The organism is Nonomuraea endophytica (assembly GCF_014203235.1).
Lineage (GTDB): Bacteria > Actinomycetota > Actinomycetes > Streptosporangiales > Streptosporangiaceae > Nonomuraea > Nonomuraea endophytica.
Genome location: NZ_JACHIN010000001.1, coordinates 1,329,004 through 1,353,389 on the forward strand (window position 1 = coordinate 1,329,004; position 24,386 = coordinate 1,353,389).

Annotated in this window: 24 protein-coding genes and 1 tRNA gene; 11 read left to right on the forward strand and 14 right to left on the reverse strand. The window is 70.4% G+C overall.

What is annotated here, in order from left to right; translation table 11 throughout:
- Positions 1-60 precede the first annotated feature (60 nt).
- The 4 genes from HNR40_RS06385 to HNR40_RS06400 are packed head-to-tail and all read right to left on the reverse strand — an operon-like array spanning position 61 to position 2,333.
- Positions 61-1,548, reverse strand: coding sequence for a YfjI family protein (locus tag HNR40_RS06385; RefSeq protein ID WP_184958982.1), 1,488 nt, complete (start codon positions 1,546-1,548; stop codon positions 61-63).
- Complete coding sequence (locus tag HNR40_RS06390; RefSeq protein ID WP_184958983.1) at positions 1,545-1,871, reverse strand: hypothetical protein; 327 nt, start codon at positions 1,869-1,871, stop codon at positions 1,545-1,547. The genes HNR40_RS06385 and HNR40_RS06390 overlap by 4 nt, the downstream gene beginning before the upstream one ends.
- A complete protein-coding gene (locus tag HNR40_RS06395) occupies positions 1,871-2,122 on the reverse strand; it encodes a hypothetical protein (protein WP_184958984.1) in 252 nt (83 codons plus the stop codon). The genes HNR40_RS06390 and HNR40_RS06395 overlap by 1 nt, the downstream gene beginning before the upstream one ends.
- Positions 2,109-2,333 (reverse strand): helix-turn-helix domain-containing protein, encoded by a 225-nt coding sequence (locus HNR40_RS06400; RefSeq protein ID WP_184958985.1) that lies wholly within the window; start codon positions 2,331-2,333, stop codon positions 2,109-2,111. The genes HNR40_RS06395 and HNR40_RS06400 overlap by 14 nt, the downstream gene beginning before the upstream one ends.
- Before the next feature lie 95 nt (positions 2,334-2,428).
- On the opposite strand from HNR40_RS06400, the gene HNR40_RS06405 reads away from it, so the two are divergent.
- The 3 genes from HNR40_RS06405 (at position 2,429) to HNR40_RS06415 (ending at position 5,438) form a co-directional block, all read left to right on the forward strand.
- Positions 2,429-3,229 carry a helix-turn-helix transcriptional regulator gene (locus tag HNR40_RS06405; protein WP_184958986.1) on the forward strand — a complete coding sequence of 267 codons (801 nt, stop codon included), beginning with the start codon at positions 2,429-2,431 and terminating at the stop codon, positions 3,227-3,229.
- A complete protein-coding gene (locus tag HNR40_RS06410; protein ID WP_184958987.1) occupies positions 3,229-4,509 on the forward strand; it encodes a tyrosine-type recombinase/integrase in 1,281 nt (426 codons plus the stop codon). The genes HNR40_RS06405 and HNR40_RS06410 overlap by 1 nt, the downstream gene beginning before the upstream one ends.
- Before the next feature lie 140 nt (positions 4,510-4,649).
- Positions 4,650-5,438 carry an NUDIX hydrolase gene (locus HNR40_RS06415; protein ID WP_312896203.1) on the forward strand — a complete coding sequence of 263 codons (789 nt, stop codon included), beginning with the start codon at positions 4,650-4,652 and terminating at the stop codon, positions 5,436-5,438.
- Positions 5,439-5,484: 46 nt separating this feature from the next.
- Here HNR40_RS06415 and HNR40_RS06420 read toward each other — a convergent pair whose 3' ends face one another.
- Both HNR40_RS06420 and HNR40_RS06425 read right to left on the reverse strand, forming a co-directional pair.
- Positions 5,485-6,333 (reverse strand): BtrH N-terminal domain-containing protein, encoded by an 849-nt coding sequence (locus HNR40_RS06420; protein WP_184958989.1) that lies wholly within the window; start codon positions 6,331-6,333, stop codon positions 5,485-5,487.
- The gene (locus tag HNR40_RS06425; protein WP_184958990.1) at positions 6,320-6,646 is read right to left on the reverse strand and encodes an STAS domain-containing protein; all 327 of its coding nucleotides are present in this window, start codon (positions 6,644-6,646) and stop codon (positions 6,320-6,322) included. Before HNR40_RS06425 ends, HNR40_RS06420 begins: the two co-directional genes overlap by 14 nt.
- A 58-nt stretch (positions 6,647-6,704) precedes the next feature.
- Between HNR40_RS06425 and HNR40_RS06430 the strand changes: the two genes are divergently transcribed.
- Positions 6,705-6,791 (forward strand) — tRNA-Ser (locus HNR40_RS06430).
- Position 6,792: 1 nt separating this feature from the next.
- Here the strand turns inward: HNR40_RS06430 and HNR40_RS06435 are convergent.
- Positions 6,793-8,853 carry a MinD/ParA family ATP-binding protein gene (locus HNR40_RS06435; RefSeq protein WP_312896204.1) on the reverse strand — a complete coding sequence of 687 codons (2,061 nt, stop codon included), beginning with the start codon at positions 8,851-8,853 and terminating at the stop codon, positions 6,793-6,795.
- Positions 8,854-9,003: 150 nt separating this feature from the next.
- On the opposite strand from HNR40_RS06435, the gene HNR40_RS06440 reads away from it, so the two are divergent.
- The gene (locus HNR40_RS06440; RefSeq protein ID WP_184958991.1) at positions 9,004-9,960 is read left to right on the forward strand and encodes an NAD(P)H-quinone oxidoreductase; all 957 of its coding nucleotides are present in this window, start codon (positions 9,004-9,006) and stop codon (positions 9,958-9,960) included.
- Between the two features lie 5 nt (positions 9,961-9,965).
- Positions 9,966-10,478 carry a bacterial proteasome activator family protein gene (locus HNR40_RS06445; protein WP_184958992.1) on the forward strand — a complete coding sequence of 171 codons (513 nt, stop codon included), beginning with the start codon at positions 9,966-9,968 and terminating at the stop codon, positions 10,476-10,478.
- On the opposite strand, the gene HNR40_RS06450 is transcribed toward HNR40_RS06445, so the two are convergent.
- The gene (locus HNR40_RS06450; protein ID WP_184958993.1) at positions 10,469-11,266 is read right to left on the reverse strand and encodes an HAD family hydrolase; all 798 of its coding nucleotides are present in this window, start codon (positions 11,264-11,266) and stop codon (positions 10,469-10,471) included. The genes HNR40_RS06445 and HNR40_RS06450 overlap by 10 nt on opposite strands.
- 223 nt (positions 11,267-11,489) lie before the next feature.
- Here HNR40_RS06450 and HNR40_RS06455 point away from each other — a divergent pair, with 223 nt between their 5' ends.
- Positions 11,490-11,693: a cold-shock protein gene (locus HNR40_RS06455; protein WP_157248489.1), complete on the forward strand. Its 204-nt coding sequence runs from the start codon at positions 11,490-11,492 to the stop codon at positions 11,691-11,693.
- A gap of 71 nt (positions 11,694-11,764) precedes the next feature.
- On the opposite strand, the gene HNR40_RS06460 is transcribed toward HNR40_RS06455, so the two are convergent.
- On the reverse strand, positions 11,765-12,910 hold the full coding sequence (locus tag HNR40_RS06460; protein WP_184958994.1) for an FAD-dependent oxidoreductase: 1,146 nt from the start codon (positions 12,908-12,910) through the stop codon (positions 11,765-11,767).
- Positions 12,911-12,999: 89 nt separating this feature from the next.
- Between HNR40_RS06460 and HNR40_RS06465 the strand changes: the two genes are divergently transcribed.
- The 3 genes from HNR40_RS06465 (at position 13,000) to HNR40_RS06475 (ending at position 16,828) form a co-directional block, all read left to right on the forward strand.
- Positions 13,000-13,542 carry a TetR/AcrR family transcriptional regulator gene (locus tag HNR40_RS06465; protein ID WP_184958995.1) on the forward strand — a complete coding sequence of 181 codons (543 nt, stop codon included), beginning with the start codon at positions 13,000-13,002 and terminating at the stop codon, positions 13,540-13,542.
- Positions 13,543-14,009: 467 nt separating this feature from the next.
- A complete protein-coding gene (locus tag HNR40_RS06470; RefSeq protein WP_184958996.1) occupies positions 14,010-15,377 on the forward strand; it encodes a hypothetical protein in 1,368 nt (455 codons plus the stop codon).
- Entirely contained in the window at positions 15,374-16,828 is a 1,455-nt protein-coding gene (locus tag HNR40_RS06475) for a hypothetical protein (RefSeq protein ID WP_184958997.1), read from the forward strand. Before HNR40_RS06470 ends, HNR40_RS06475 begins: the two co-directional genes overlap by 4 nt.
- Here HNR40_RS06475 and serS read toward each other — a convergent pair.
- From serS to HNR40_RS06495, 4 genes are all read right to left on the reverse strand, one after another.
- On the reverse strand, positions 16,792-18,054 hold the full coding sequence (serS, locus tag HNR40_RS06480; RefSeq protein WP_184958998.1) for a serine--tRNA ligase: 1,263 nt from the start codon (positions 18,052-18,054) through the stop codon (positions 16,792-16,794). The two genes, HNR40_RS06475 and serS, sit on opposite strands and share 37 nt — an antisense overlap.
- Positions 18,055-18,278: 224 nt before the next feature.
- Positions 18,279-19,199 (reverse strand): prephenate dehydratase, encoded by a 921-nt coding sequence (pheA, locus tag HNR40_RS06485; protein ID WP_184958999.1) that lies wholly within the window; start codon positions 19,197-19,199, stop codon positions 18,279-18,281.
- Between the two features lie 18 nt (positions 19,200-19,217).
- The gene (locus tag HNR40_RS06490) at positions 19,218-19,619 is read right to left on the reverse strand and encodes a DUF4446 family protein (protein WP_221339935.1); all 402 of its coding nucleotides are present in this window, start codon (positions 19,617-19,619) and stop codon (positions 19,218-19,220) included.
- Between the two features lie 35 nt (positions 19,620-19,654).
- Positions 19,655-20,836, reverse strand: coding sequence for a glycosyltransferase 87 family protein (locus HNR40_RS06495; RefSeq protein WP_184959000.1), 1,182 nt, complete (start codon positions 20,834-20,836; stop codon positions 19,655-19,657).
- Between the two features lie 60 nt (positions 20,837-20,896).
- Here HNR40_RS06495 and HNR40_RS06500 point away from each other — a divergent pair, with 60 nt between their 5' ends.
- The gene (locus tag HNR40_RS06500) at positions 20,897-23,095 is read left to right on the forward strand and encodes a hypothetical protein (RefSeq protein ID WP_184959001.1); all 2,199 of its coding nucleotides are present in this window, start codon (positions 20,897-20,899) and stop codon (positions 23,093-23,095) included.
- Here HNR40_RS06500 and HNR40_RS06505 read toward each other — a convergent pair.
- Positions 22,977-24,362 (reverse strand): MptA/MptB family glycosyltransferase, encoded by a 1,386-nt coding sequence (locus tag HNR40_RS06505; RefSeq protein WP_246508357.1) that lies wholly within the window; start codon positions 24,360-24,362, stop codon positions 22,977-22,979. The genes HNR40_RS06500 and HNR40_RS06505 overlap by 119 nt on opposite strands.
- Positions 24,363-24,386 lie beyond the last annotated feature (24 nt).

Sequence of the window (24,386 nt, forward strand, 5' to 3'; positions counted from 1 at the left end):
CTGGCTGGTGACGCCTGCCTGACCAGCTCAGGAGCGGTATCCGACACTTCTGTCACCGTGTCACCACCCCTTCGAGTTGGCCTCGTACCGGGTGGGCTTACGGCCCCCGGTCGAAGGCTCCACCTTGCGGCGGATGTAGCCGTGGTCCTCCAGCAGAGCCAGGACCGCCGTCAAGTCGGCAGCGGTCTTGAACTTGCGGTGCATGCCTCGGTGCGCCTCGCGCTGCGTGAAGTCCTTGCGCTCCCCTATCCACGTCAGGACCGCCTGGGCGTCCTCCAGCCTCGGGTGGGCGCGCATCACGCCGTAGGCGGCCATGGCGTGTTCGGTGTAGTAGCGGGCGAGTTCGATGGCGCGGCTCATGATGACCTCGCTGATCGCGGTCTGCACCCCTTGCGTCGGGTTGTCAGCGAGGTGGAGCAGGCCCGCCAGCCGGACCGTGTGGCCCAGGAGTTTGGCGGCCCACTCCTGGAGGTTCTCCAGGTCTCCCGAACCGCGCCGGAGCCTGGGCTCGATCTCCGCGCGCCACTCGGTGTGCAGCTTCAGCGCCCCAGGCGTCAGGCTGAGGACGGCGGGGTCCGTCCAGTGGGACAGGCCGATGACGAGGCCCATCACGGTGTCGCGGTAGCGGTCCAGCACCTCCTGATCCAGCAGGTCGGGAGAGAGCTTGCGCCACCCCACCATGTCCGGCGGCACGGCGAACAGGACCCGCGCGAGAGCGCCTCGTCCGTGCATCTGCTTCTTGGCGGCGATGTCACGCAGGAGCTGCGGCTGAAGGCAGATACCCATGGTCAGGGCGGGCCGCTCCACGAACTCCTTGCGGCCTCGCCGGTCGATCACCAGCCTGTCCCCGGCATGGCCCTTGAGCACGAGTTCAAGGTTGGGATGACCATTGGTGTAGCGGCCCATGATCACCTCGAAGAACGTGCCCTCCGCGCTGAGGATCGCCAGACGACCTCCTTGCTCGGCCAGCAGCGTCGCGGCGGCTTCGGGGGTGATGTCGTCAGCGCTCAGGCGCGGCAGGACGGGGATCTCCATTTCCTCGGCCATGCCCGCGGCGTCCACCGCCGTCTCGACCTCGTCGGGGTTCTTGGCCTTCTTCCGAGCCGCTTCCGCGCGGGCGAGAGCCTTACGCTTCTCCCGCGCCACCTCCTTGACCTTTTCCTCGACGGTTTCCTTCAGAGCCGTCTCCGCAGCGAACACCGGTCCGAGCATGGACCGGAAGGCGGGCGACTTGCCCGACCCCGGCGGCATGGCGATGGCCACCATGAGGTTCAGCGGCTCACGCCACTGCCCACGAACCTCCACCTCCGCGCGGCCACCCGCAGCAGTGGCCAGCACCGCCAGAGCCAGCCCACCCGGCAGATCCTCGGGAACCTGCACCTCCTCGGCCACACCTCGGACCATCTCGGCGATGTAGTCGGGGAAGACATCGGTGGGGAAAGCCGGAAGCGCCTGACGGGTACCGAGCGGGACGGGCTCCTCCCAGCCTTCGGCGGGAACCACGTCCCCGGCCTCGAAGCCGGGGACGTGGTCCAACGGGTTACTCACTTGCCCTCCTCGACGGCACCGACCACGGCGGGACGCTCGGCGCCCCACCAGACCGGACCGCCCTCGTGGTCACCGCGCGGGCGGACCAGGACCACGAGGCGGCGGGCCTGAAGCTCGGCGTAGGTCGGCTGGCTGGCCGTTCGGCGGACCCGCTCGGCCAGCGCCTTCCACACCTGGGCGATCTCGTGGTGGGCGTGGGTGTAGCCGACCTCCCACCCCGACAGGTGGCCGGCGCGGTAGCCACCGGCGTACATCTGGGCCTCACGCTTGTGCTGGCCGTCGAGGTCGTTGACCAGCTTGCGCATCTCCTCCAGGTCGCCCATCACGCCACCTCCGGCATGGCCAGGGAGCCGGGCTCCCGCAGGAGGCGGTTCAGGGCGGCCAGCTCGTTCATGCGACGGAGCAGGCGGTCACGGTCGCGCGGGTGGAGCCGGGCGAGGAGATGAGCCGTGCCCGGCTTGGCCGTACGGGCTACCCTGGCCTCGTTGTCGTTGAGCTTGCTGGGCGCAGCGACGTTCTGGCGGCCCTGGGAGGTGGAGCTCCCGGGGCCGCACTGCTTCTTAGGCGACGACATCGGCACCGCCGCCCTGATGCTGGTCGAGCCACTTCTCGATGTCCACCCAGCGGTAGCGGATGTGCCTGCCGACCTTGATGTACCTCGGTCCGACACCACGCCAGCGCCACTGGACGAGAGTCTTCTGCGGGATGCCCAGGTAGTCGGCCACCTCCGGAGTCCCGGGGAGTGGGCCACTCGGCTCCTTGATTGAGGTCTTACGGATCGCCATCACCTTTCGTTTGAAACGGATGAATTTCTCTCTCTTCATCCCTAAGGGTCTCGAAAGGCTGGCTTCAAGTCAAGCGAGAGGCTAGGCTTCGCTTCATGAGCAAAACACGAGGTGAAAGCACTCGCGATACCGGCTTGAAGGACAAGCCGCGTCGCTGGTCGAAGGAGGAGTGGCGCAATGCAGTGGCGGAAGCTCCACCGTTCTCCGTCGCCCTGGGCCAGAAGCTCCGGACGGTCCGAGAGAGGAAGGGCTGGACGACGGAGGACATCGCCACATCTGCCCAGGGGTACGGTCTTGGCTGGCACCGCACGACGGTCGGGCAAATCGAGTTGGGCAAGCGCGCTCTAAGCGCCATCGAGCTACTGATGCTGCCCTTTCTGTACGGCGAACCGCTCGTGAAGCTCCTGCCGAGCGAGGTAACCCATCTGACCGACACGACCGCCGCGAATATCAGCTACCTCGTAGCCTTCGCGATCACGGGCGAGGTGTGGGACCAGCCGGGCTCCGGCCCGCTTCACCGGCCTGGACGCTTCCACTTCAAGGGGCAAGAGGAGCGCGTTGGGCGCTTCGTCCAAGCCCTGCTAGACAAGCCCAACCCCTGGCCGCTGGAGGCCGTAGCCGCCCACATCGCTACCCCGGACGAGGCCGAAATGAAGGCCGCGAAGCGTCTGGACACCACCCCGCACTACGTCGCTTATGCGGCCCGCATGACGTGGGGCCACGGCCTTACCGAAGAGCGAGACACCCGGCTCAACCGACGCCCGGACACCCCCGCCGACCGCCGCGCCCTCCAGGCCGCGCGTGGCCACGTCACCCGCGAATTGATCAACGAACTTAACCCCGTAATCCGCAGGCTCGAAGAGCAGCGCACCCCCACCCTCTCCAAGGAGATCTGATGGCCGTCTACGACCGCTGGCACAAGTCCCGCGCCAAGCCCGGCGATCCGACGTGCAAGGAGCACGACAAGCCCCCCACCACCGACCACGGCAAAGGCGAACGCTGGCAGGTCCGCTGGCGTGACGAGCAGGGCGACCAGAAGAAGCGGAACTTCGAGAAGAAGGCCGAAGCCGACGCCTACGACGCCAAGGTCAGGAACGACCTCAAGACCGGCGACTACGTCGATCCCAAGGCGGGCAAGGTCACCTTCCGCCAACGGGGCGACATGTGGCTAGCCTCCGCCACCTTCGGGCAGGCCGTGTCCGACCACATCGCCATGCGGCTCCGGGTCCACATCTACCCGACCTTCGGCCACCTGGAGATGCGCATCCTCGCTAACCAGCCGTCGCTGATCCAGAAGTGGATCAAGAGCCTTCAGGGAAAGCTCGCACCGACCTACATCAAGGTCCTGTTCGCCCACGTCTCCGCCGTCTTCTCCGCCGCCGTGGAGGACAGGGTCATCCCCCGGAATCCATGCCAGGCCAAGGGGATGAAGCTGCCCCCCATCGTCAAGGGCAAGGTCCAGCCCTGGTTGTTCGAGTGGGTGGACGCCATGCGGGCCGCGCTCCCCGAGCGGTACGAGGCTATGACAGACATCGGGGCGGGGCTCGGCCTGCGGCAAGGCGAGATCTTCGGCTTGTCGGTGGATGACGTGGACTTTCTGCGCCGTGTGGTCCACGTGCGGCGACAGGTAAAGGTCATCCGTGGACGGCTGGTCTACGGGCTGCCCAAGGGTGACAAGGAACGGGATGTTCCCCTCCCGGAGTCGGTCGCGCTGCGGTTGTCGGCGCACCTGGCCGCGACTCCTGCCGTGAAAGTCGATCTGCCGTGGGATCGCCTGGACGGCGAGCACAAGCAGCACCGCCTGATCTTCACTACGGTCACGGGCAAGGCGGTCCACCGCGACTACTTCAACGAAACGTTCTGGCGACCCGGCCTCGTCACCGCTGGCGTCGTTCCGCCGCCCGCCAAGGGCGAGAAGCGCAAGTCGTACCGGGAGCACGGTATGCACGCTCTCCGGCATTTCTACGCTTCGGTTCTGCTGGACGGCGGAGAGTCCATCAAGGCCCTGAGCGAGTATCTCGGCCACCATGACCCAGGCTTCACCTTGCGTACCTATACGCACCTGATGCCGTCCAGCGAGGACCGTACTCGCAAGGCCGTCGATGCGGTTTTCGGGGCACACAATTCCCCGGCAAGTGCCCTGATTGTGCCCGCAGCGGGCAACCGGGAAGCTTAACCACAGGTCAGGGCGTTATTAATAGCCTGAAGCGCGACTACCAGCATTTCAGCAAGGGCGGGGGCTGACAGAATATTCGTATGGCGGCGAAAGATGGTGACGGATGGGCCCAATGCGCGCGTGGACACCGGCATTGGGGGGTGCACGGGGCATCGGGGCTGCTGGCCGTACACCATGACGAACAGGGCACCCCGCACGTCCTCATGCAGAAACGCGTGTGGTGGAGCCATCACGGCGGGACGTGGGGCCTGCCCGGCGGCGCCCGCGACAGCCACGAGGACGCGATCGTCAGCGCGCTGCGCGAGGCCCACGAGGAGGCGGCGCTCGGCGCCGACGGCCTGCGGGTGCGCGGCGTCTACCTCGACGACCACGGCGGATGGACGTTTGAGACGGTGATCGCCGAGGCCGGCGCGCTGCTGGACGCGGCGCCCGCCAACTCCGAGAGCTCGGAACTCCTCTGGCTGCCCCTGCCCGAGATCGCCGCCAGGAAGCTGCACCCGGGCTTCGCCGAGACGTGGGACGAGGTCCAGGGCGTGCTCGTCCCCGAGACCGTGGTGCTGGACGTGGCCAACATCGTCGGCGCCCGCGCCGAGCACGGCTGGTGGAACGACCGCCTCGGCGCCGCCACCCGCCTGGTGCGCGACGTGGCCGCCCGCAGCGGCCTCACGCACCCGCTGCTCACGCAGTGGTACCCGCGGATCGTGGCGGTCGTGGAAGGCGCCGCCAGGCAGACGCCGCCCGCCGGCGAGGTCGAGGTGGTCGCGGCCGCCGGCAGCGGCGACGACACCATCGTCGAGCTGGTACGGCAGGCCAGACCGTGGGAACGCTACCGCGTGGTCACCGCCGACCGGGGCCTCAAGGAACGCGTGGCAGCCCTCGGCGCCGAGACGTCCGGACCCCGATGGCTGCTCTCCCAGCTCAGCTCATAGCCGGGCGACCCCACGCTCCTCCTCCCGTACGGCGGAGGCCACCAGTTCACCGATGCGCGGGTAGGACTCCCCGGCCCGCGCCGCACTCACCACATCCGCCCAGATTTCCCCCGACGCCCGATAAATCCGGGCAGCGGCATCCTCCCCCCACCTCAGCCAGGAACTCCGCGAACAGCGGCCGCGACGCCGCCGGAGCCGTGTATTCCACGTCCAGGCACGCCGCCAACCGCCCCAGCGCCACCTCGGCGTCGGTGAACCGGCGCGTCCAGCCCTGCTTGGTCGAGGTGTCGCCGAGCTGGTCGGCCAGCTTGCGCATGCCCGACAGCCCGAAGTTGACGTCGAAGTTGTTGCCCAGCACCGGCCCGGTCAGCCTGGCCGCCGTCTCCTTGACCGCCCCAGCGACGTCCGGCCGCCCGCCGCCGGTCCCGGTGATCTCGATGAGCTGGTGGCGCTCCTTCTTGGCCGCCGACCAGGCGTCGAGGAACGCCTCCAGCGGCAGGTCGCCGTCGCCGAGCCGTACCCGGTCGCCGTCGAGGCCGAGCACGTCCACGTCGATGGGCTCGGGGAAAGGAAAGTCTGGCCGCCAGGGCAGCCGGTGCCGGTCCACCCGGCAGACCACCCGGTGCCCGGCGCCGAGCGCCGCCCGCAGGTTCCGCTCGGCCACCTTGGCCGAGCCGGTGTGGCGGATCTCATGCTGCACCCCCGCCCGGTCCAGGGCTCGCGCGACCATCGGCTCCGGGTGCGCTTGGGCGATGATCGACAGGTGCGGCGGCTCACCGGAGTACTCGAAGACGAAGTACATGAAGCCGATCCCGCCGCCGAGGCCGAACCACATGGCCTCGGACAGCTCCTCGCCGAGCACGCGGCGCAGCAGCGCCGCCTCATAGTGGGTCATGTGCCCTCACCGGGTGGAAGACGGCCCTGAGGCCCGTGATGTCGAGAACACGCTGCAGGATGCCGTGCACGCCGCTCAGCCGCATGGTCCCGCCGAGCGCGGTCAGGTGCCGGTGGTGCTCGACCAGCACCCACAACCCGCTGGAGTCGCAGAAGTCGAGCAGCGCAACGTCCAGCACGAGCCCGTGGCAGCCGTCATCGGACAGCTCCACGAGCCGCTGTTTCAGCCGGGGGGCCGACAGCTTGTCGAGATCCCCCTCAAGACGCACGATGGCGTCCCTACCGGCGCGTTCGACCGCGACCCTGAGATCCACCCACCGAACTTACCGCGAGCGTCAGGACCGGAACAGCCGCTAAGGTGGTGTGCGCACTGGAGGGTTCGCATAGTGGACGAGTGCAGCCGCCTTGAAAGCGGCCAGGCCAGCGATGGTCTCGTGGGTTCGAATCCCACACCCTCCGCTCACTCCTGGCCGGCGAAGCCGTCCCCCACGCTGGCCGCCAGCTGGAGATAAGACTCCCTGGTCGCCTCCTGCAGCCGGTCCAGGTCGATCTCCGCGCCCTCCTCCAGATGCGGGTCGTACGGCACGCGGACCACCGCCCGGCACCGTGCCGCGAAATGGGCCTCCAGCTTCTTGATGTCGACGGCCGACTTCGAGCGCGGCCGTACGCTGCAGAGCACCACGGTGGCGTCCCTGACCAGGTCGCCGTAGTGGTGCGCCTCCAGCCAGTCGAGCGTCGCCGACGCGGCCCTGGCGCCGTCCACGGAGGGCGAGCTGACCAGCACGATCTGGTCGGCCAGGCCCAGGACGCCGCCCATGGCCGAGTGGAGCAGGCCGGTGCCGCAGTCGGTGATGCAGATCGAGTAGAAGTTCTCCAGCACCTGGGCCGCGGCCTGGTAGTCGGCGCCGCTGAACGCCTCGGAGACCGACGGGTCGCGGTCGGAGGCGAGCACCTCCAGCCGGGAGGGCGCCTGCGAGGTGAAGGCCCTGATGTCCACATAGCGCTTGACCTGGTCGCGCTCGTTCAGCAGGTCCCGCACGGTCGCGGAGGTCTCCAGCTCCAGCTTGTCCGACAGCGTGCCGCGGTCGGGGTTGGCGTCCACGGCGATCACCCGGTCACCGCGCACCTGCGCCAGCGTCGCGCCCAGCCCGACCGTGGTCGTGGTCTTGCCGACCCCGCCCTTCAGACTCAGTACGGCGACGCGGTGGTGACCGGTGGCCACCGGCGTGCGGGCCCGGTTGAGCAGCTCGCGGCGGCGGCGCACCTCGGCCGGCTCGCCGGGCTTGATCCAGCCGCCGGAAGCCTTGTACACCAGCCTGCGCCAGCCCTTGGACGGCGCGTTGCGGCGGCCGCGCAGCAGCGACTCAGGGTCGAGGCTGTCGGCGGTGGGACGGCCGGTGACCGGCGGGCGCGGCGGCGAGGTGAACACCGGCACGGGCGCGGCCCGGCGTCGCGCCGCGGGCCGCTCGGAGGCGGGCCGCACGGTCGGCTCGGGACGGACGGCGGGTTCGGGCCGGACGCCAGGCTCAGTGCGAGCTGCTTCAGCGCGGGCGGACTCAGCGCGGGCGCCCTCAGCGCGAGCTGCTTCAGCGCGGGCGGGCTCGGTGCGGGCAGCGGGCTCGGTGCGCGCGTGCTCGGAACGGGCGGGCTCCGGGCGCTCGAAGCCCCGGTCGGCGGGCTGCGGCCGCTCGGTGAAGGAGCGCTCGTCGAAGGGCCGCTCGTTGAAGGGCTGCCGCGGCTCGGCGGGCTGCTGCTCCGGGGCCGGCCGCTCGGTGGCGGGCCGGTCGGGGGGCTGGCCGAACGGGTCGTTGCGCGGCGACCAGTCGGGCTTGAACGCCTCGAAGCGCTTCTGCAGCCGCTCCTCTTCCGCCGCGTCCTCGGGGATCTCCGGCGGGTCCGTCTCGGGCAGGTCCACGGCGGCGCGGGAACGTTCGAAGTCGAGGGGAAGGTCCTGCGTGAAGGGACTGTCGAAGTCCTTGTCGAAGGCGGACTTCGGCTCGTCGAACGCGGGCTTGGGCAGGTCGAACGCGGACCTGGACCACTCGGGCGGCTTCGGCCACGGGTTGTCGGGCTGGGTGTCGGCCTCGGAGTATTCAGCCTTGGGCGGCGTCTCCTCCTCCGCCGGGGCGGGAGCCGGGGAAGGCGTGTAGCTGTCGGTGTCGTCCGGCCTCGGCAGCGGCTTCAGCGGCGCCAGGAAGCTCTCGGCCTCGTCGGTCACCGACCCGACCGCCTCCTTGCCCGGCGGGGCCTCTTCACCCAGCCACTCGGCGGCCTCGCTCTCGGTGGCGGGCAGCTCTTCCGCGGCGGCGGAGCCATACACGGAGTCGACGGCGGCGCGGAACAGCGGCGGGGTCGGCGTCTCCTGCGCGGACGGCACCGACAGCCATGGGTCCTTCGGGTACGGCGAAGCCGCGGCCTCGGCGGTGGCGCTCACAGCCACCGGCGCCTCTTCCGTTTCCTTGATGGCGTCGAGCCAGGCCAGCTGCTCTTCGAGAGATTCTTCGCGATCGTGCCTTGCCACCGTGTTCCCCCTCGGGTGGGTCTAAAGGGGCAGCAAATACATTGCAGGTTAACGTCAAGCGTCGCGCCGGACGGCGGCAACCCTCAACTTCTTTGCCCGGCACCCGCTCTCAGAGGCTCGGCGGAGCGCCACGCGCCTATCTTGGTCAGCATGCGAGCGATTGTGATCTCCAAGAACGGCGCGCCTGAGGTTCTGGAGTGGCGCGAGGTGCCGGATCTCCGCCCCGGGCGGGGAGAAGTGCTCATCGACGTGGCCGCCTCGGCGGTGAACAGGGCGGACGTCCTCCAGCGGCTCGGCTTCTACAACCCGCCTCCCGGCGACTCGGAGTATCCGGGCCTGGAGTGCTCGGGCGTCGTGGCCGAGGTCGGCGCGGACGTGGAGCACTTCCAGGTCGGCGACCGAGTCTGCGCGCTGCTCGGCGGCGGCGGATATGCCGAACAGGTGACAGTGCCGTGGCAGCAGGTGATGCCGGTGCCCGACAACGTCTCCCTGACCGAAGCGGCCGCGCTGCCCGAAGTGGCCTGCACGGTGTGGTCGAACGTGTTCATGACCGCGCGGCTGCGGCGCTCGGACACCCTGCTGGTGCACGGCGGGGCCAGCGGCGTGGGGACGATGGCGATCCAGCTGGCGAAGGCGTTCGGGTCGCGGGTGATCGCGACCGCCGGCACCGCGGAGAAGCTGGCGCGGCTCAGGGAGCTGGGCGCCGACGAGGTGATCAACTACCGGGAGGAGGACTTCGCCGAGAAGGCGGAGGCCGACGTGATCCTGGACATCATGGGCGCAAAGTATCTGTCCCGAAATATCAAAGCTTTGCGGACGGGTGGGCGGCTCGTGATCATCGGCCTGCAGGGCGGGATCTCGGCCGAGCTCGATCTGCGGATGCTGCTCAACAAGCGCGCGGCCGTACACGGAACCACGCTGCGCTCGCGCCCCACAGACGAGAAGGGCGTCATCGTGCGCGGGGTCGTCGACAACGTGTGGCCGCTGGTCAGCGCGGGTGCGGTGCGGCCGGTGATCTACGCGGAGGTGCCGCTCGCCGAGGCCGCGCGGGCGCACGAAATGCTCGATTCCGGGGAACACGTCGGCAAGATCCTGCTAGTACGGTGAGACGTATGAATGCTGAGGAGAACAACACCCCCCACATCGTGGTGGTCGGGCCTGACTTCCAGGGGCAGCAGGGCGACGGCGGCGAAGAAGAGCGCTCGGTGGCGGGCCTGGTCGAGCAGCCCGCGAAGGTGATGCGCATCGGCAGCATGATCCGCCAGCTTCTCGAGGAGGTCCGCGCGGCTCCCCTCGACGAGGCCAGCCGCAAGCGGTTGAAGGAGATCCACGAGTCCTCCATAAAGGAGCTTGAGGACGGCCTCGCCCCCGAGCTGGTCAACGAGCTGGAGCGGTTGTCGCTGCCGTTCACCGAGGACAACGGCGCCCCGCCCAGCGAGGCCGAGCTGCGGATCGCGCACGCCCAGCTGGTCGGCTGGCTGGAAGGGCTCTTCCACGGCATCCAGACGACGCTGTTCGCCCAGCAGATGGCGGCCAGGGCCCAGCTGGAGCAGATGCGCAGGGCGCTGCCCGGAGTGCCGCAGGACGGCCAGCAGCAGCCCGGCGGCTCCGGCCCCTACCTGTAGAGCTCTTCGAGCACGCGGGCGACGCCGTCCTCGTCGTTGGCCTCGGTCGTCTGGCCGACCACGGCCAGCACGTCGCGATGCGCGTTGGCCACCGCGTACGACCTGCCCGCCCACGCGAGCATGGGCAGGTCGTTCGGCATGTCACCGAACGCCACGGCGTCCTCGGGGCCGATGCCGTGCCGCCTGGCCAGCGCCGCCAGCGCGGTGGCCTTCGTGATGCCGTGCGCGCTCATCTCGACCAGCGCGCTGCGGCTGGAGTGGGTGGCGGTCACCAGATGCCCCACGAGCTCGTGCACGGCCCCGTGAAGCCCGTCCGGGTCCATCTCCGGGTGCAGGGCGAGCAGCTTGGCGCACGGCCGCGAGGTGAGGATCCCCGGCGCGACGCCGCTGCCGCGGCCGCTCCTTCGGTCCAGCCCGCCGAGCCGGAAATCTGACTCGTGCGCAAAACCACCTTCGTACTCGACCGAAAATGCCAGTCCGGGGATGTTCGCTCTTAGCTGATCCACGACCTCCACGAGCACGTCGGCCTGGATCAGGTGGGATTCAAGAATCTGTTCGGTGTGGAGATCGTAGACAAGCGCCCCGTTCGCGCAGATCGCCACCCCGCGGTGCCCGACCACCTCGGCCACCTCCCTCATCCACCGAGGCGGGCGGCCCGTGACGAGTACCAGCACAGCCCCGGATTCCTCTACCCTGGCGAAGGCAGCAGCGGTTCGGGAAGAGACCGTTCCATCGGAGCGCAGGGCGGTTCCGTCGAGGTCGGTGGCCACAAGGCGAGGGGTGTTCATAACGGGTTCCAGTTTGCCCGGTGATGCCGTCCAACAGAAATCTTCCTAGCGAGGGGAACACCAAGGCGGTGGAATGGTGTTAGATGTGATGGCGTTGTATTAGCTGATCCCGTAGTGAAAACCAGCATGACTTTGTCTGAGCCACCCCGGGTTGCTGCTGTACGACACACCGGGACCCATGAGGTGTGGGTCCCATAGATTCACATCCTGAGGGAGAGCTTTTATGGCTCAGGGAACCGTCAAGTGGTTCAACGCTGAAAAGGGCTTCGGCTTCATCGCTCCGGACGGCGGTGCACCGGACGTGTTCGTGCACTTCTCCGAGATCCAGGGCAACGGCTACCGCAGCCTCGAAGACGGCCAGCGGGTCGAGTTCGAGATCACGCAGGGACAGAAGGGGCCGCAGGCTTCTGCCGTCCGCGCCATCTGATCTGAAGTAAGCGAAGTAGGGCGGGGTTCGCTTCCAGCGGACCTCGCCCTTTCCGCTGTCCAGGCTCCGGGTCACCGGTAGATCAGCCCCGACAGCCGCCAGGCCAGCGCCCGGCGGAACGGGGGCAGGGTGGCCAGCAGCCGCAGCACCACGTTCCTGACCGGCCGCAGCGCCCGGCTCATCGTCGCCAGGCGGGTCAGCCGGCCGGCGAAGGCCACGACCTGCTGGGCGACCGGGCGGCGGGCCGCCGCGTAGGCGTCCAGGGGCGCCTCGTGCCCGGTCTTGAGCGTCTCCGCCAGGGCCGTACCGAGCTCCACGGCGTCCTGAATGCCGGTGTTCATCCCCTGACCGCCCGCCGGGCTGTGCACGTGCGCCGCGTCCCCAGCCAGCAGGACCCTGCCGCTTCTATAGGCGTCCGCGACCCTGTGGTGGACCCTGAAGCGCGAACCCCACACGACCTCGCTCACCACGACCTTCCGGCGCCGCGGGCCGCGCTCGTCCAGCAGGCGCTGCACATAGGCCACGTCGGGCTCCTGGGGCGCCTCGTCGACCGTGGCCACGATCCTGAACGTCCCGTCGGGCAACGGCGCCACCACGACCAGCCCGGCCGGCGAGAAGTAGAGCACGACCTCCTCGCTGGGCACGCCGCCGCTGAGCCGTACATCCGCCAGCGAGAACGACTCCGGGTAGGAAGCGCCGCTGAACCCGATCCCGGTCTGCTCCCTGACCGTGCTGTGCATGCCGTCGGCGCCGACCACATAACGGGCGCGCACGCTGCTTCCGTCGGCGAAGACCGCCGTCGCCCCCGCGCCGTCCTGGCTGAGCCCTGTCAGCGTGTACGGCCTCGCCACCCGCCCGCCCAGCGCGACCAGCCGGTCCAGCAGGATCCGCTCGGTCTCCGCCTGGGAGATCATCAGCGTGTACGGGTAGTCCGTCGGCAGGTTCCCGAACGGAACCGGCACCAGCACCCGGTCCCCGTCCCTGATCGTGAAGCGCTTGGCGTGGATGCCCCGCTCGACCATGGGCCCGGTGACGCCGAGCGGCTCGAGCTGCTCCAGGGTGCGGGCGTGCACGACGGCGGCGCGGGAAGTGTTGCCGCCCTCGGCCTGGTTGTCCACGACGGTGACGTCGAGGCCCTTGAGCGTGAGCGAGATCGCCAGCGTGAGGCCGGTGGGGCCGGCGCCGATGACCAGGACGTCGGTGGCGGTGGGAAGCATCTCGTTCTCCTCTTTGTCAACGCTTGTTGGCATCAGTCTGCGCCCGGCGTGCTGGCGATGTCAACACTTGTTGGCCTACAATCGTTGACATGAGAAGGAGCTCCGCGGACACCAAGGCCGTCATCCTGGCCGCGGCCAGGGAACGCTTCGCCGCCGACGGCTACGAGAAGGCCACGATCCGGTCAATCGCCGGTGACGCCGGGATCGATCCGGCGATGGTGATGCGCTACTTCGGCAACAAGGAGAAGTTGTTCGCCGCCGCCGCACACATCGACCTGAAATTTCCGGACTTCTCGGCTGTGCCGCGGGACCAGATCGGCGCCCGGCTCGTAGCCCACTTCCTCGGCCTGTGGGAGCACAACGAGGCCCTCCAGGTGCTCCTGCGCACCGGCGTCACGAACGAGGCGGCCGCCGAACGCATGCGCGACATCTTCGCCACCCAGCTGGCCCCCGTCATAGCCACCCTGACCGGCCCCGACCAGGCCCCCATCCGCGCCGGTTTGGCCGCCTCCCAGATCCTGGGGCTGGCCCTCGCCCGATACATCCTGAAATTTCCACCCATCGTGGCCATGCCCCGCGACGACCTCATCCACTGGATAGCCCCCACCATCCAGCGCTACCTCTGCGACTGACCCCGCGGCCGCCCTCCCCACACGACGCGCCCCGGCCCAGCGGCACCCTCGGGGCGACCCACACGTGAGGCACGCCCGCGCGGACACCCCGTCAGGCGCGCCCGATCCGTCAGCGTCACGAGAGCCTCGGCCTGAGGCGCTCAGGGCGGGCGTAGGGGATCGCCAACCGGCCGAATGCTCAGAGGCCGGCGGACAGGACGCTGGGCAGGCGAGGAGGGCAGAGGGGGCCGAGGGCGGGCCGAGGGCGGGCCGGGGGCGGGCCGGGGGCGGGCCGGGGGCGGGCCGGGGGGCTGCGAGGAGGGCGGCGAGGGCGATCGGGAGAGGCGGGCTGGAAGGGGTGGCCGGAGTGGCTGGGAGGGGGGCTGGGGGAGGTTTGGGGTGGGTGGGGGCGTTACGGGGGGATCACGACTGTGACTCGAAGCTCTTGCCGGCCGAACAACCGCAAATCCGGAGCCGTCGATGAGTGCATGAGGTACGCGTGGCTGTGCCATCCCGCGACGCTCGTCGCCGCGTTGCTGTTACTCGTCAACGACCACCTGCTCAAGCAGGCCTGGCCGGGGTTCGTCACCGGCAAGCTGAGCGACGTCGCCGGGCTGGTCGTCGCCGCTCCCCTGCTGTCCCTCCTGCTGCTGCGCAAGGCGGACCTGGCGGCCACCCTGCTCACCGGTGCGCTGTTCACCCTCGTGAAAACCACCGAGACGGGCGCGGAGGCCGCCTCCCTTGCCTGGAGCTTCGTCGCGGGGCCCTCGCATGTTCTGGCCGATCCCAGCGACCTCCTGGCCCTGCCCGCGCTCGGGCTGGCGTGGTGGATCAGGAAGCACGAGGCGCCCCGGAGGTGGCTGGCGGTGGTGGGGGTGCCGCTGGCCGTACTGGCCGTGACCGCCACCAGCGCGGTGGAGAGTCCGCCCGCGGCGGACGTGGTGCGGGTCGACGGCGAGCGGATCACGGTGACGGGGACCTGGGCGTCCGGCAACGTCTCCACGGACGGCGGGCGCACCTGGCGGCTCGCGCCCGACAACGCCCATGACACGAAGGGGCAGAGGTCGATGTGCGTGCCGCGGGAGCCGCGGCGCTGCTACTGGGTGCGCGGCGACGGCGTCAGGGTCATGCAGTCGGACGATGCCAGCGTGACCTGGCAACCGTCGTGGGAGCTCTCCCCCGGACGGCTCGAAATACTCGAACGGGCCTATGGCGAGCGGGTGTCCTCGGTGTCGCTGGCGGTTCAGGCGACGGCGCGGGGTCACGTGGTCGTCGTGGCGAACGGGCGGGACGGCGTGGCCGTACGGGATGAGAGCGGGCGGTGGACGCGGCTCGGGTACGACCCGTCGGGAGAGCTGACCGTGCGGGCCGCCACGGCGGTGGACGGCGGTGCGGAGGTCTCCGGCGAGCTCGCCGTCGCGCTGCTGGCCGGGCTGTGGGTGACCGTGACGGGGCTCATGGTCGCGGCCAGGGGCAGGCGCAGGATCGCCACCCACTGGGTCGCGCCCGCACTGGCGACCATGGGCGTGCTGCCTTACCTGTTGCTCGATCCGGAGGAGGGCGGCGTCCCCGCTCTGCTGTGGCTGGCCGGTGGGCCGCTCCTGCTCGCCGCGGTCGTGCTCGCGATCGTGGAGTCGGTCCTCGCGAAGATCCCCTCCACCGCACTCTGGCGGGCCCTGGGCACGGGGGTGCTGGTCGCGCTGGGCATCGCGGCGCCGTTCCGTGGGTGGGCGTTCGGGTGGCCCGACTCCTATGACGTGGCGCTCGCCATGGCCGCGTTCTTCGCCGTCGCCATCGGCGCCCTCGGGCTGACCCTGGTACGGCGGAGCGTCCGCGACCCCGCCGAGCGGACATGAGGCGCGCCTGGTTATGCCACCCGGCGACGCTCGCCTCGGCACTGGTCCTGCTGATCAACGACCACGTGCTCAAGGCGGCCTGGCCCGGCCTCGTGACCGGGAAACTGAGCGACGTCGCCGGGCTGGTGGTGGCCGCGCCGCTGGTGTCCCTGCTGTTCGCGCGCCGGGCGGATCTGGCCGCGACGGTGCTCACCGGGGTGGTGTTCACGCTGGTGAAGACGACCGGGGCGGGCGCGGAGCTGGCGTCGGCTGCCTGGACGCTGGTCGCCGGACCATCGCGGGTGCTCGCCGACCCCACCGACCTGCTGGCCCTGCCCGCGCTCGGGCTGGCGTGGTGGATCAGGAAGCACGAGGCGCCCCGGAGGTGGTCGGCGGTGGTGGGGGTGCCGCTGGCCGTACTGGCGGTGGCGGCCACCGGGCCGGCGGGCGGGCCGCCCTCCGCCGAGAACGTCTACCTGGACGGCGGCCACATCGTGGTCACGGGTCGCTGGACCTTCGGCACGGTCTCCTCTGACGGCGGGCGGACCTGGCGTGCGGTGACCGGGAACGGGACAACCCCCAAGCCCCAGATCCTCGCGCCGCGGACCTCCGTCTGCGGCGCGGAGTTCTGCTACCGGATCGCCCCCGGCCGGCTCAAGGTCGAGCGGTCGGCCGACGGGGAAAGAACGTGGACGTCCGCATGGGAGGTGTCACCCGGGCGTACGGAGTGGCTGAAGCGGGGTCACGTCGGCGACGGGCGTCCCCGGGACCCGCGCTCGCTCGCCCTCGCCCTCCAGGAACGCCCGGACGGCCACGTGGTCGTCGTCGCCAACGGCCGGGACGGCATCGTGGTCCGCGACACCGGCGGCACCTGGCGACGCCACGGCTACGGCGCCGACGGCGGCCTGAGCACCGGCGAGGCCACTCCGCTGACCGGGCCGGGCGAGCGGGTGGACGGCGAGATGCGCGTGGCCGTCCTGGCGGGGCTGTGGATGTTGCTCGCGGGCCTGGTGGCCGTGACGCCGGAGGTGGTCAGCTCCGGCCGGGTCATCCTGAGCTGCGGGCTGATCGGGGTGCTGCTCCTGCTGCCGTGGCGGTATGAGGAGTTCTTCGGCTACTACTCGCCGTTCAACCTGCCCGGCGTCGTGGGCGCGGCGGTGGGGGTGAACGGCGGGACCCTACTGGGCATCACGCTGGTGATTGCGGCGCTGGCCACCTGGCGGGAAGGCGCCGCGGTCGACTCGGTGCGGGAAGCGCTGTACGTGGCCGTGCTGGTCTCGGCCGGGGTGGCGCTGCCGTTCCGTGGCTGGAGCGCGGGCTGGCCGGACGGCTACACGGCGGCGCTCGTCCTCGCGGGGCTCTTCGGCCTCGGCATCGGCGCGGCCGGGCTGGTGATCTTGCGGCGGAACGCGGTCCGGCGTTCCGCCGCGATCGGTTACTTGGCCGGCTCCAGCACGTCCAGCCCCAGGTAGGGGCGGAGCGCCTTGGGAACCACCACGGAGCCGTCGGCCTGCTGGTGGTTCTCCAGGATGGCCACGATCCAGCGGGTCGTGGCCAGCGTGCCGTTGAGGGTCGCGACGTGCTGCGGCTTGCCGTCCTTGTCACGGAAACGGACCGCCAGGCGGCGCGACTGGAACTCGGTGCAGTTGGAGGTCGAGGTCAGCTCGCGGTAGCGGCCCTGGGACGGGATCCAGGCCTCGCAGTCGAACTTGCGCGCCGCCGACATGCCCAGGTCGCCCGCGGCGGTGTCGATGATGCGGTACGGCACCTCGATCTTGGCCAGCATCTCCTTCTCCCAGGCCAGCAGGCGCTGGTGCTCGGCAGCGGCGTCCTCCGGGCGGACATAGGTGAACATCTCCACCTTGTCGAACTGGTGGACCCGGATGATGCCGCGCGTGTCCTTGCCGTAGGAGCCCGCCTCGCGCCGGAAGCACGACGACCAGCCCGCATAACGAAGGGGCAGCTCGGCGCCGTCGAGGATCTCGTTGGCGTGGTAGCCGGCGAGCGCGACCTCCGAGGTGCCGACGAGGTAGAGGTCGTCGTCGGGCAGCCGGTAGATCTCCTTGTCGTGCGCGACGTGGAAACCCGTGCCCGCCATCGTCTCCGGACGCACCAGGACCGGGGTGATCATCGCGGTGAACCCGGCCTCGATCGCGTGCTGCATGCCCATGTTGAGCAGAGCAAGCTGCAGGCGGGCGCCGACGCCCTTCAGGAAGAAGAACCGCGAACCCGACACCTTGGCGCCGCGCTCCATGTCGATGGCGTCGAGCGCCTCGCCGAGCTCCAGGTGGTCCTTGGGCTCGAAGTCGAACACCCGCGGCTCGCCGATCGTCTCCAGCACGACGAAGTCGTCCTCGCCACCGTGCGGAGCCGCCTCCTCCACGATGTTGGGCACCGCGTGGGCCATCTCGTCGAGCTCGGCACCCAGTTGCTCGGCCTCGACCTCGGCGGCCTTGACCTGCGCGGCGAGCTCCTTGGCCCGCTGCAGCAGCGCCTGCTTCTCCTCGCCCTGCGCCTTGGACACGGACTTGCCCATGGACTTCTGCTCGGCGCGCATGGTCTCGAACGAGGTCAGCGCGGATCGCCGCCGCTCGTCAAGGGCCAGCAGCTTGTCGACGATCGAGTCGTCCTCGCCCCGGGCGCGCTGCGACGCTCGCAGCCGCTCAGGGTCCTCCCGAAGTGTCCGCAGGTCAATCACAGGCCAAGCGTACTCGGTCCCCCAGTTGCGGCAGGACCAAATAAAACCACCGCCCCCAACCCACTAACCGGCCGACGTGGGCCGTTGCGGCGGGCAGCCCGTCCGACGGGAGAAGCGACCCTCACGATCGGCGGTCACCTACGTCGGCGGGTGGCGGTGGTGCGGCTTGCCGTAATGGAAAAAGGGCTTGTAACGGAAAGAAGGGCTTGTGACAGAACAAGCACTCACAATCCACCGCGACGGATCTGGGCTAGCCACGTGGTGGCCTCGGTGAAGGCGGCGTCGGTGGTGGCGGGCTTGATCTGGGTGGTGATGCCGTCGGCGCGCGGGTAGCTGCCGAGGAAGCGGACCTCGCCGCAGATCCGGTGCAGTCCAGAGATGGCCTCGCCGACGCGCGCGTCGGCCACGTGCCCCTCGAAGTCGAAGTGGAAGAAGTAGCGGCCGATCCCGTCGCCGGTGGGCCGCGACTCGATCCGGGTCAGGTTGACCCCGCGCACCGAGAACTCGGTCAGCATCTCCAGCAGCGCGCCCGGGTGGTCGTCGGCCAGGAAGACCACGAGCGTGGTGCGGTCGGAGCCGGTGGGCTCCGGCAGCGTGCCGGGGCGGGCGACGCGGACGAACCTGGTCACCGTGTCGGTCCGGTCGCCGATGTTGGCGGCGATCTCGACCAGGCCGTAGTGCTCTCCGGCGATGCGGGCGGCGATCGCGGCGTCGTACGGCGAGCCGGGCAGCGACACCTCCTGGGCCGCGGCGGCCGTCGAAGGGGCGGAGACCACGAAGGCGTCGGGAAGTTCGCGGTTGATGTAGCCGCGGCACTGCGTGATGGCGGCCGGGTGGGTGTAGACGCGCTTGATGTGCACCATCTCGGTGTCGGGCCGGGCCAGCAGCGAGAACTGCACGGGCAGCAGCAACTCGGCGGTGATCAGCAGCGGCTCGCCCCACGCGAACTCGTCGAGGGTGGTGGTGATGCCGCCCTCCAGCGAGTTTTCCAGCGGGACGACCGCGCCGTCGGCCTCACCGGACCGTACGGCGTTGAGCGCGGCACCGACGGTGGCGCAGGGCATGCGGTCGGCGTCGGGCTCCATGAGCCGCAGGGCTTCCTCGGTGAAGGTGCCCTCGGGTCCGAGATAGGCGATTCTGGGCATGACACCAGAGTAACCAGCTCAGCGGCGTGCCATCTGTGGTTCTATCTCCGGGCCGAGTCCGAGTCTGGCCGCGCGCACCGCCTCCTCCTCTTCCGGGGCCAGCGGCGTCTGCCCCTTTCCGCCCACGACCGGCCGCACGTACGTGCGGGTCTCGGAGCGGCCGTTGATCGAGGTGAGGACGATGCCGTCGCCCAGGCCGTTGATCATCGCGATCGAGAACGAGAGCCTGCCGGTCATCTCCTCAAGGGCGTCGTAGCGGTAGACGGCGACGTCGCGGATCGCCTTGAGGTCGCCGCCCATGGTGCTGACGGTGGACTGCCTGGCCAGCATCTGCTGGCAGTCCTGCACGGCCAGCCTGGCCTGCTTGAGGGCGACGTAGCCGATGACGACGCCGCTGACGCCCGCGAGGACGCCGATCATGACCCATACGGTAACGAGCACAACACATAGGGTAATCAGTTGCCCAAGATCCCGCGGCGTTTGGGCAACCAGGCGGCCAGGAGCCAGACGAGCGCGATCGCGCCCAGCCCGTATCCGTTCTGCACGATCTTGCCCAGGACCGGGCTGAGGACGGGGATCTCCAGCGCCTTGAGCGAGACGCCCCACCAGGGGACCGGGACGACGTAGTACACCCAGACCCCGGCCGCCACCCACAGCCTGACCCGGTCGCGCCCGTCGCCGACGATCGCGCCCAGCACGACGACGACCCAGGCCAGGTGGTGGATCCAGGCGACCGGCGACAGCAGCACCGCCATCAGGCCGGTGAGGGCGACCGCGGTGACCATGTCCTTCGCCTGGTACGCCCGGTAGGCGCCGCGGAAGCCGTACCAGCCGATGAAGGCGATGATCGCCACCCAGATCGCGGACGTCAGCAGGTCGGGCAGGTATAGCCGGATGAGCATGCCGCGCACGGACTGGTTGGTGGTGGCGGCGTTGGAGCCCAGGCGTTCGGGGTCGAGCAGCGCGGAGAACCAGAACTGGGCCGCGTCCTGCGGGATGACGGCGAAGGGCAGCACCGTGAGCAGCGCGGCGACGAAGCAGGCCATCCAGAACGTGCGCCACTGCCGGGTGATCAGCAGGTAGATCAGGAAGACGCCGGGCGTGAGCTTGACCGCGGTGGCCAGGCCGATGAGGAAGCCGCGCGGCCACTTCGGCCGGACCGCCAGCAGGTCGGCCACGCACAACGCCACCAGCAGGATGTCCACCTGCCCGAAGCGCACCTGGTCGCGGATGGGCATCAGGTAGGTGCAGCAGACCATGGCCAGCGCGAACAGCAGCGGCTTCCTGTCCGTCTCCGCCTGCTTGAAGGAGAACCAGACGGTCACGGCGAGGGCCGCGAAGACGCCGATCGTCCACACCCACTGCGCGGTGGTCCACGACATCATCGCCAGCGGTACGGCCAGCAGCGCCGCGATCGGCGGATAGGTGAACGGCAGCAGCTGCGGCGCGGGCGTGAAGAACTCGTAGACCGGCCGCCCCTCCCGGATCATCTCGCCACCGGTGCGGTAGACGTCGAGGTCGACCAGCCGCTGGTCGTCGGGGTTGGTCAGCCAGTAGTCGACCAGCGGCCACGCCGCCAGCACGACCAGCGCCACCGCCGGCAACCACGTCCACCACTGCCGCTTGCCACCTGTCACGGTCTGGCACGTTACCGTGGCTCCAGTCGATCGAGGACGCACACTGCGGGGGTTGCGCTCATGGCACGTCGGTTCCTGGCGGCTCTGATGCTGGGCGCCGTCCTGGCCTGCGTCCTCGGCGCCGGTACGGCTTCCGCCGCCCCCAAGGGCAGGGTCGTGCTGCTGGGCGTGCCCGGTCTGGAATGGGGTGACCTCCACCCGTCGCGTACCCCCAACCTGTGGAAGCTGGTGGCCGAGGGCGGCTCCGCCTCGATGTCGACCCGTGCTGTGCCACCGCCGGACCGCGGCGTCACCTGCACGGTCGCGGGCTGGCTGACGGTCTCGGCCGGGCAGCGCTCCGGCACCGCGGGCAAGGGCTGCGCCCCGATGCCGCGGCCGGAGCCGGACGGCGCGGGCGCCCGGGTCCCGGGCTGGGAGTCGCTGGCCGCCTACCAGTCCGGCACCGGGTACAACGCGGTGCCCGGGACGCTGGGCCAGCTCGTCGCCGACTCGGGCGGCGTCGTGGGGGCCGTGGGTCCCGGTGCGGCGCTGGCTGCCGCCGACAAGAACGGCCGGATCCAGAAATATGCGGACAACGTGGAGGGGCTGGGCGACCTGACCGGCTACGCCCTGGTCGTCTTCGAGGCCGACGCTCTGGCCGCCGCCTGGGCCCGCATGCCCCAGGACGAGGCCGGGGTGCCCGCCGGGCTCCCCGCCGAGCAGCGCGCGGCCGCCGCGGCCGAGGCCGACAAGCGGGTGGGCACGTTGCTGGCCCGGGTTCCCCAGGGGAGCACGGTCCTGGTGGGCGGCATCTCCGACACCTCCCCGGCCGCCCATCTCCACGTGGCCATGGCCGCCGGGCCTTCTCCCGGCGGCCCGCCGTACCGTCGTGGCTTCCTCACCGCGGCCTCGACGCGGCAGGACGCGCTCGTCACCATCACCGACCTGACCGCCACCGCGATCGGCGCGCTGGGTCTTGAGGCGCCCCGCGCGGTCGTCGGGCGGGCCTGGAGCGACGGCGGCGACGCGCCCGCGACCACCGAGGAGACCGTCACCCAGCTGGCCGACGCCGATCTGGCCAGCCAGGTGCTGCGGGAGGTGCGTGGGCCGTTCTTCGCCGTGTTCGTCGTGGTCCAGCTGCTCTTCTACCTGTTCGCCGCCATCGCCCTGCGCCGTCGTCGCGCCCAGCCCGCTCCACAGGATGGCGAGGCGGCGGCTTCGCGGCTGCTCGTGGTCGTTCAGGTGGTGTCGGTGCTGGCCGGTTCGATCGCGGTGGCGACGTTCCTGGCCCAGCTCGTGCCCTGGTGGAGCCTGTCGGCGCCGATGGTCGCGCTGATCGTCACGATCGTGGCGGCGGCCGGGCTGATCACCGGGCTGGCGTTCGCCGGGCCGTGGCGGGCGGCGGTGCTCGGGCCGCTCACCGTGGTCGCGGGCGTGACGTCGCTGGCCCTGCTCATCGACGTGATGACCGGCTCCAGGCTGCAGGTCAACGCGGTCAGCGGCTACGAGCCGGTCACCGGCGGCCGCTTCTACGGGTTCAGCAACATCGCCTTCGCCATCCAGTCCACCGGCACGATCCTGGCGCTGGCCGGGGTCGCCTGGCTGCTCAGGGCGCGTACCTGGCTGGCTCTGGGGGTGTGCGCGGCGTACGGGATGTTCGCGGTGTTCGCGGACGGGTGGCCGGCGTGGGGGGCGGACTTCGGCGGGGTGCCGGCGTTCGTGATCGGGCTGGCGGTCTTCCTGATCCTGCTGTCCGGTCGCCGGGTCTCGGTGGGCAAGCTGCTGGTCGTGGGTGTCGTGGGGGCGTTGCTGATCGGTTCGATCATGGTGTTCGACTTCATGCGGCCGGCGGCGCAGCGCACCCATCTGGGGAACTTCGTCCAGCAGATCCTGGACGGGCAGGCCTGGACGGTGGTCGGCAGGAAGTTCAGCGCGATGATCGGGGTGACCGTCGGCAACTGGTCGCTGACGCTGCTGTCGCTGGTGGCGCTGGCCTTCCTCTTCCTGGTGCTCAACCGGCCGTCCCGGTGGGGCGCCTCGGCGCTCGGTCAGGCGTACAAGCTGGCCCCGCCGTTGCGTGCGGGCCTTTTCGGTGCGCTGACCTGCGCTTTCGTCGGCTTCCTGATCAACGACTCGGGCATCGCGATCCCGGCCATGGCGCTCACCGTGGCGGTGCCGCTGGCTGTGGCCGCGTCCGTGCGCGCGCTGCAGTTGTCCACGCCCACCCCGCCAGAGCCAGCGTCAGAGCCAGAAGCGCCCACGGCGCCACCTGCTGCCTGATGACCGTCCGCAGCCACTCCAGGTCGGTGGGCTGCATCTCGACCCGGGCAGGCAGGTACGCCAGCGACAGGATCACCAGGTGCCCCGCCAGGAACCTGTCCACCAGCGAGGCCCCCGCCATCGCCACCATCGCGAAGGCCAGCCCGTCATACCAGGGCAGGATGTACGGCGTGGCGAACACGTAGGCCACCGACAGCACCGCGGCCACGGCCAGGGCGTCCCGGCCGGGCAGTGCCCGGAACAGCGCCCACGCCAGCAGCGCCAGCACGAGCAGCGACGCCACCTGGATCTCGCCCCGGTACGCGCTGCCCTCCCCCACCAAGGCCTGCAACATCCCCTGGAACGTCTTCCAGTAAGAGGCGTGCGAGATCGCCTTGCTGGTCCTGCTCACGGGTTCCAGCGCGGCGAGCCCGGTCAGCGCGTATCCGGCCACCACGACGGCCAGCGCCACCCCCGCCATCACGACCAGCCGTCCGGGCCGCCGCCGCAGCTCCCAGGCGGGGCCGAGCGCCACGATCCCGGCGTTGAGCTTGACCGCGACCCCGAGCCCCAGGAGCAGCCCCGACCCGGCCGGCCTCGACCTGGCCAGCAGGGCGGCGACCATGCAGGCGATGGCCAGCGTGTCCACGTGCATGCCGGCGACGAGCTGGTAGAGCAGCAGCGGGTTGGCCGTCCAGAGCAGCGCTGCGCGCAGCCGGCGCGCGGGGTCGTCGCGGGTGAAGCGGTCGAGCAGCAGCCCGGTGGCGATGAACGCGGCGGCGTTGACCAGCGCGAGCACCAGCACGGTCAGCCACAGCGAGCCGCCCCCCACCCAGCCGGCCAGCGCCTGGACGGCGGTCGCGACCGGCCCGTAGACGCTGGCCTCCTCGCGCCACGGCTCCTCGACGGCCCCGGCGATCGGGTCGCCCGGCAGGTCGGCGGCGCCGTGGGTGTAGGGGTCGACGCCGAGCGCCACCATGCGGCCGTAGGCGGCGTAGTTGAGGTGGTCGGCCGAGCCGGAGGGCGGGAGAAAGGCCAGCACGGCGGCAGCCGTACATCCGAGGACGACCAGGAGCCTGGGGGGCAGGCGCGAGCCGTACGCGAGCCCTCCGAGCAGGCCGAGCCCGCCCAGCACGATCGCCGCGGCGGCCAGCCCGATCACGAGGTGGGGACCGGGGGCCAGGCCGAGCGAGGGCCCGCCCAGGTCCGGGACGACCGCCGACGGCCCGAGCAGCCCGATGACGATCGTGAGCAGGACGCTCGCCGCGGTGCACAAGGACGCGCTCAAGGCCCTGCTCTCGGAGGTCACCCG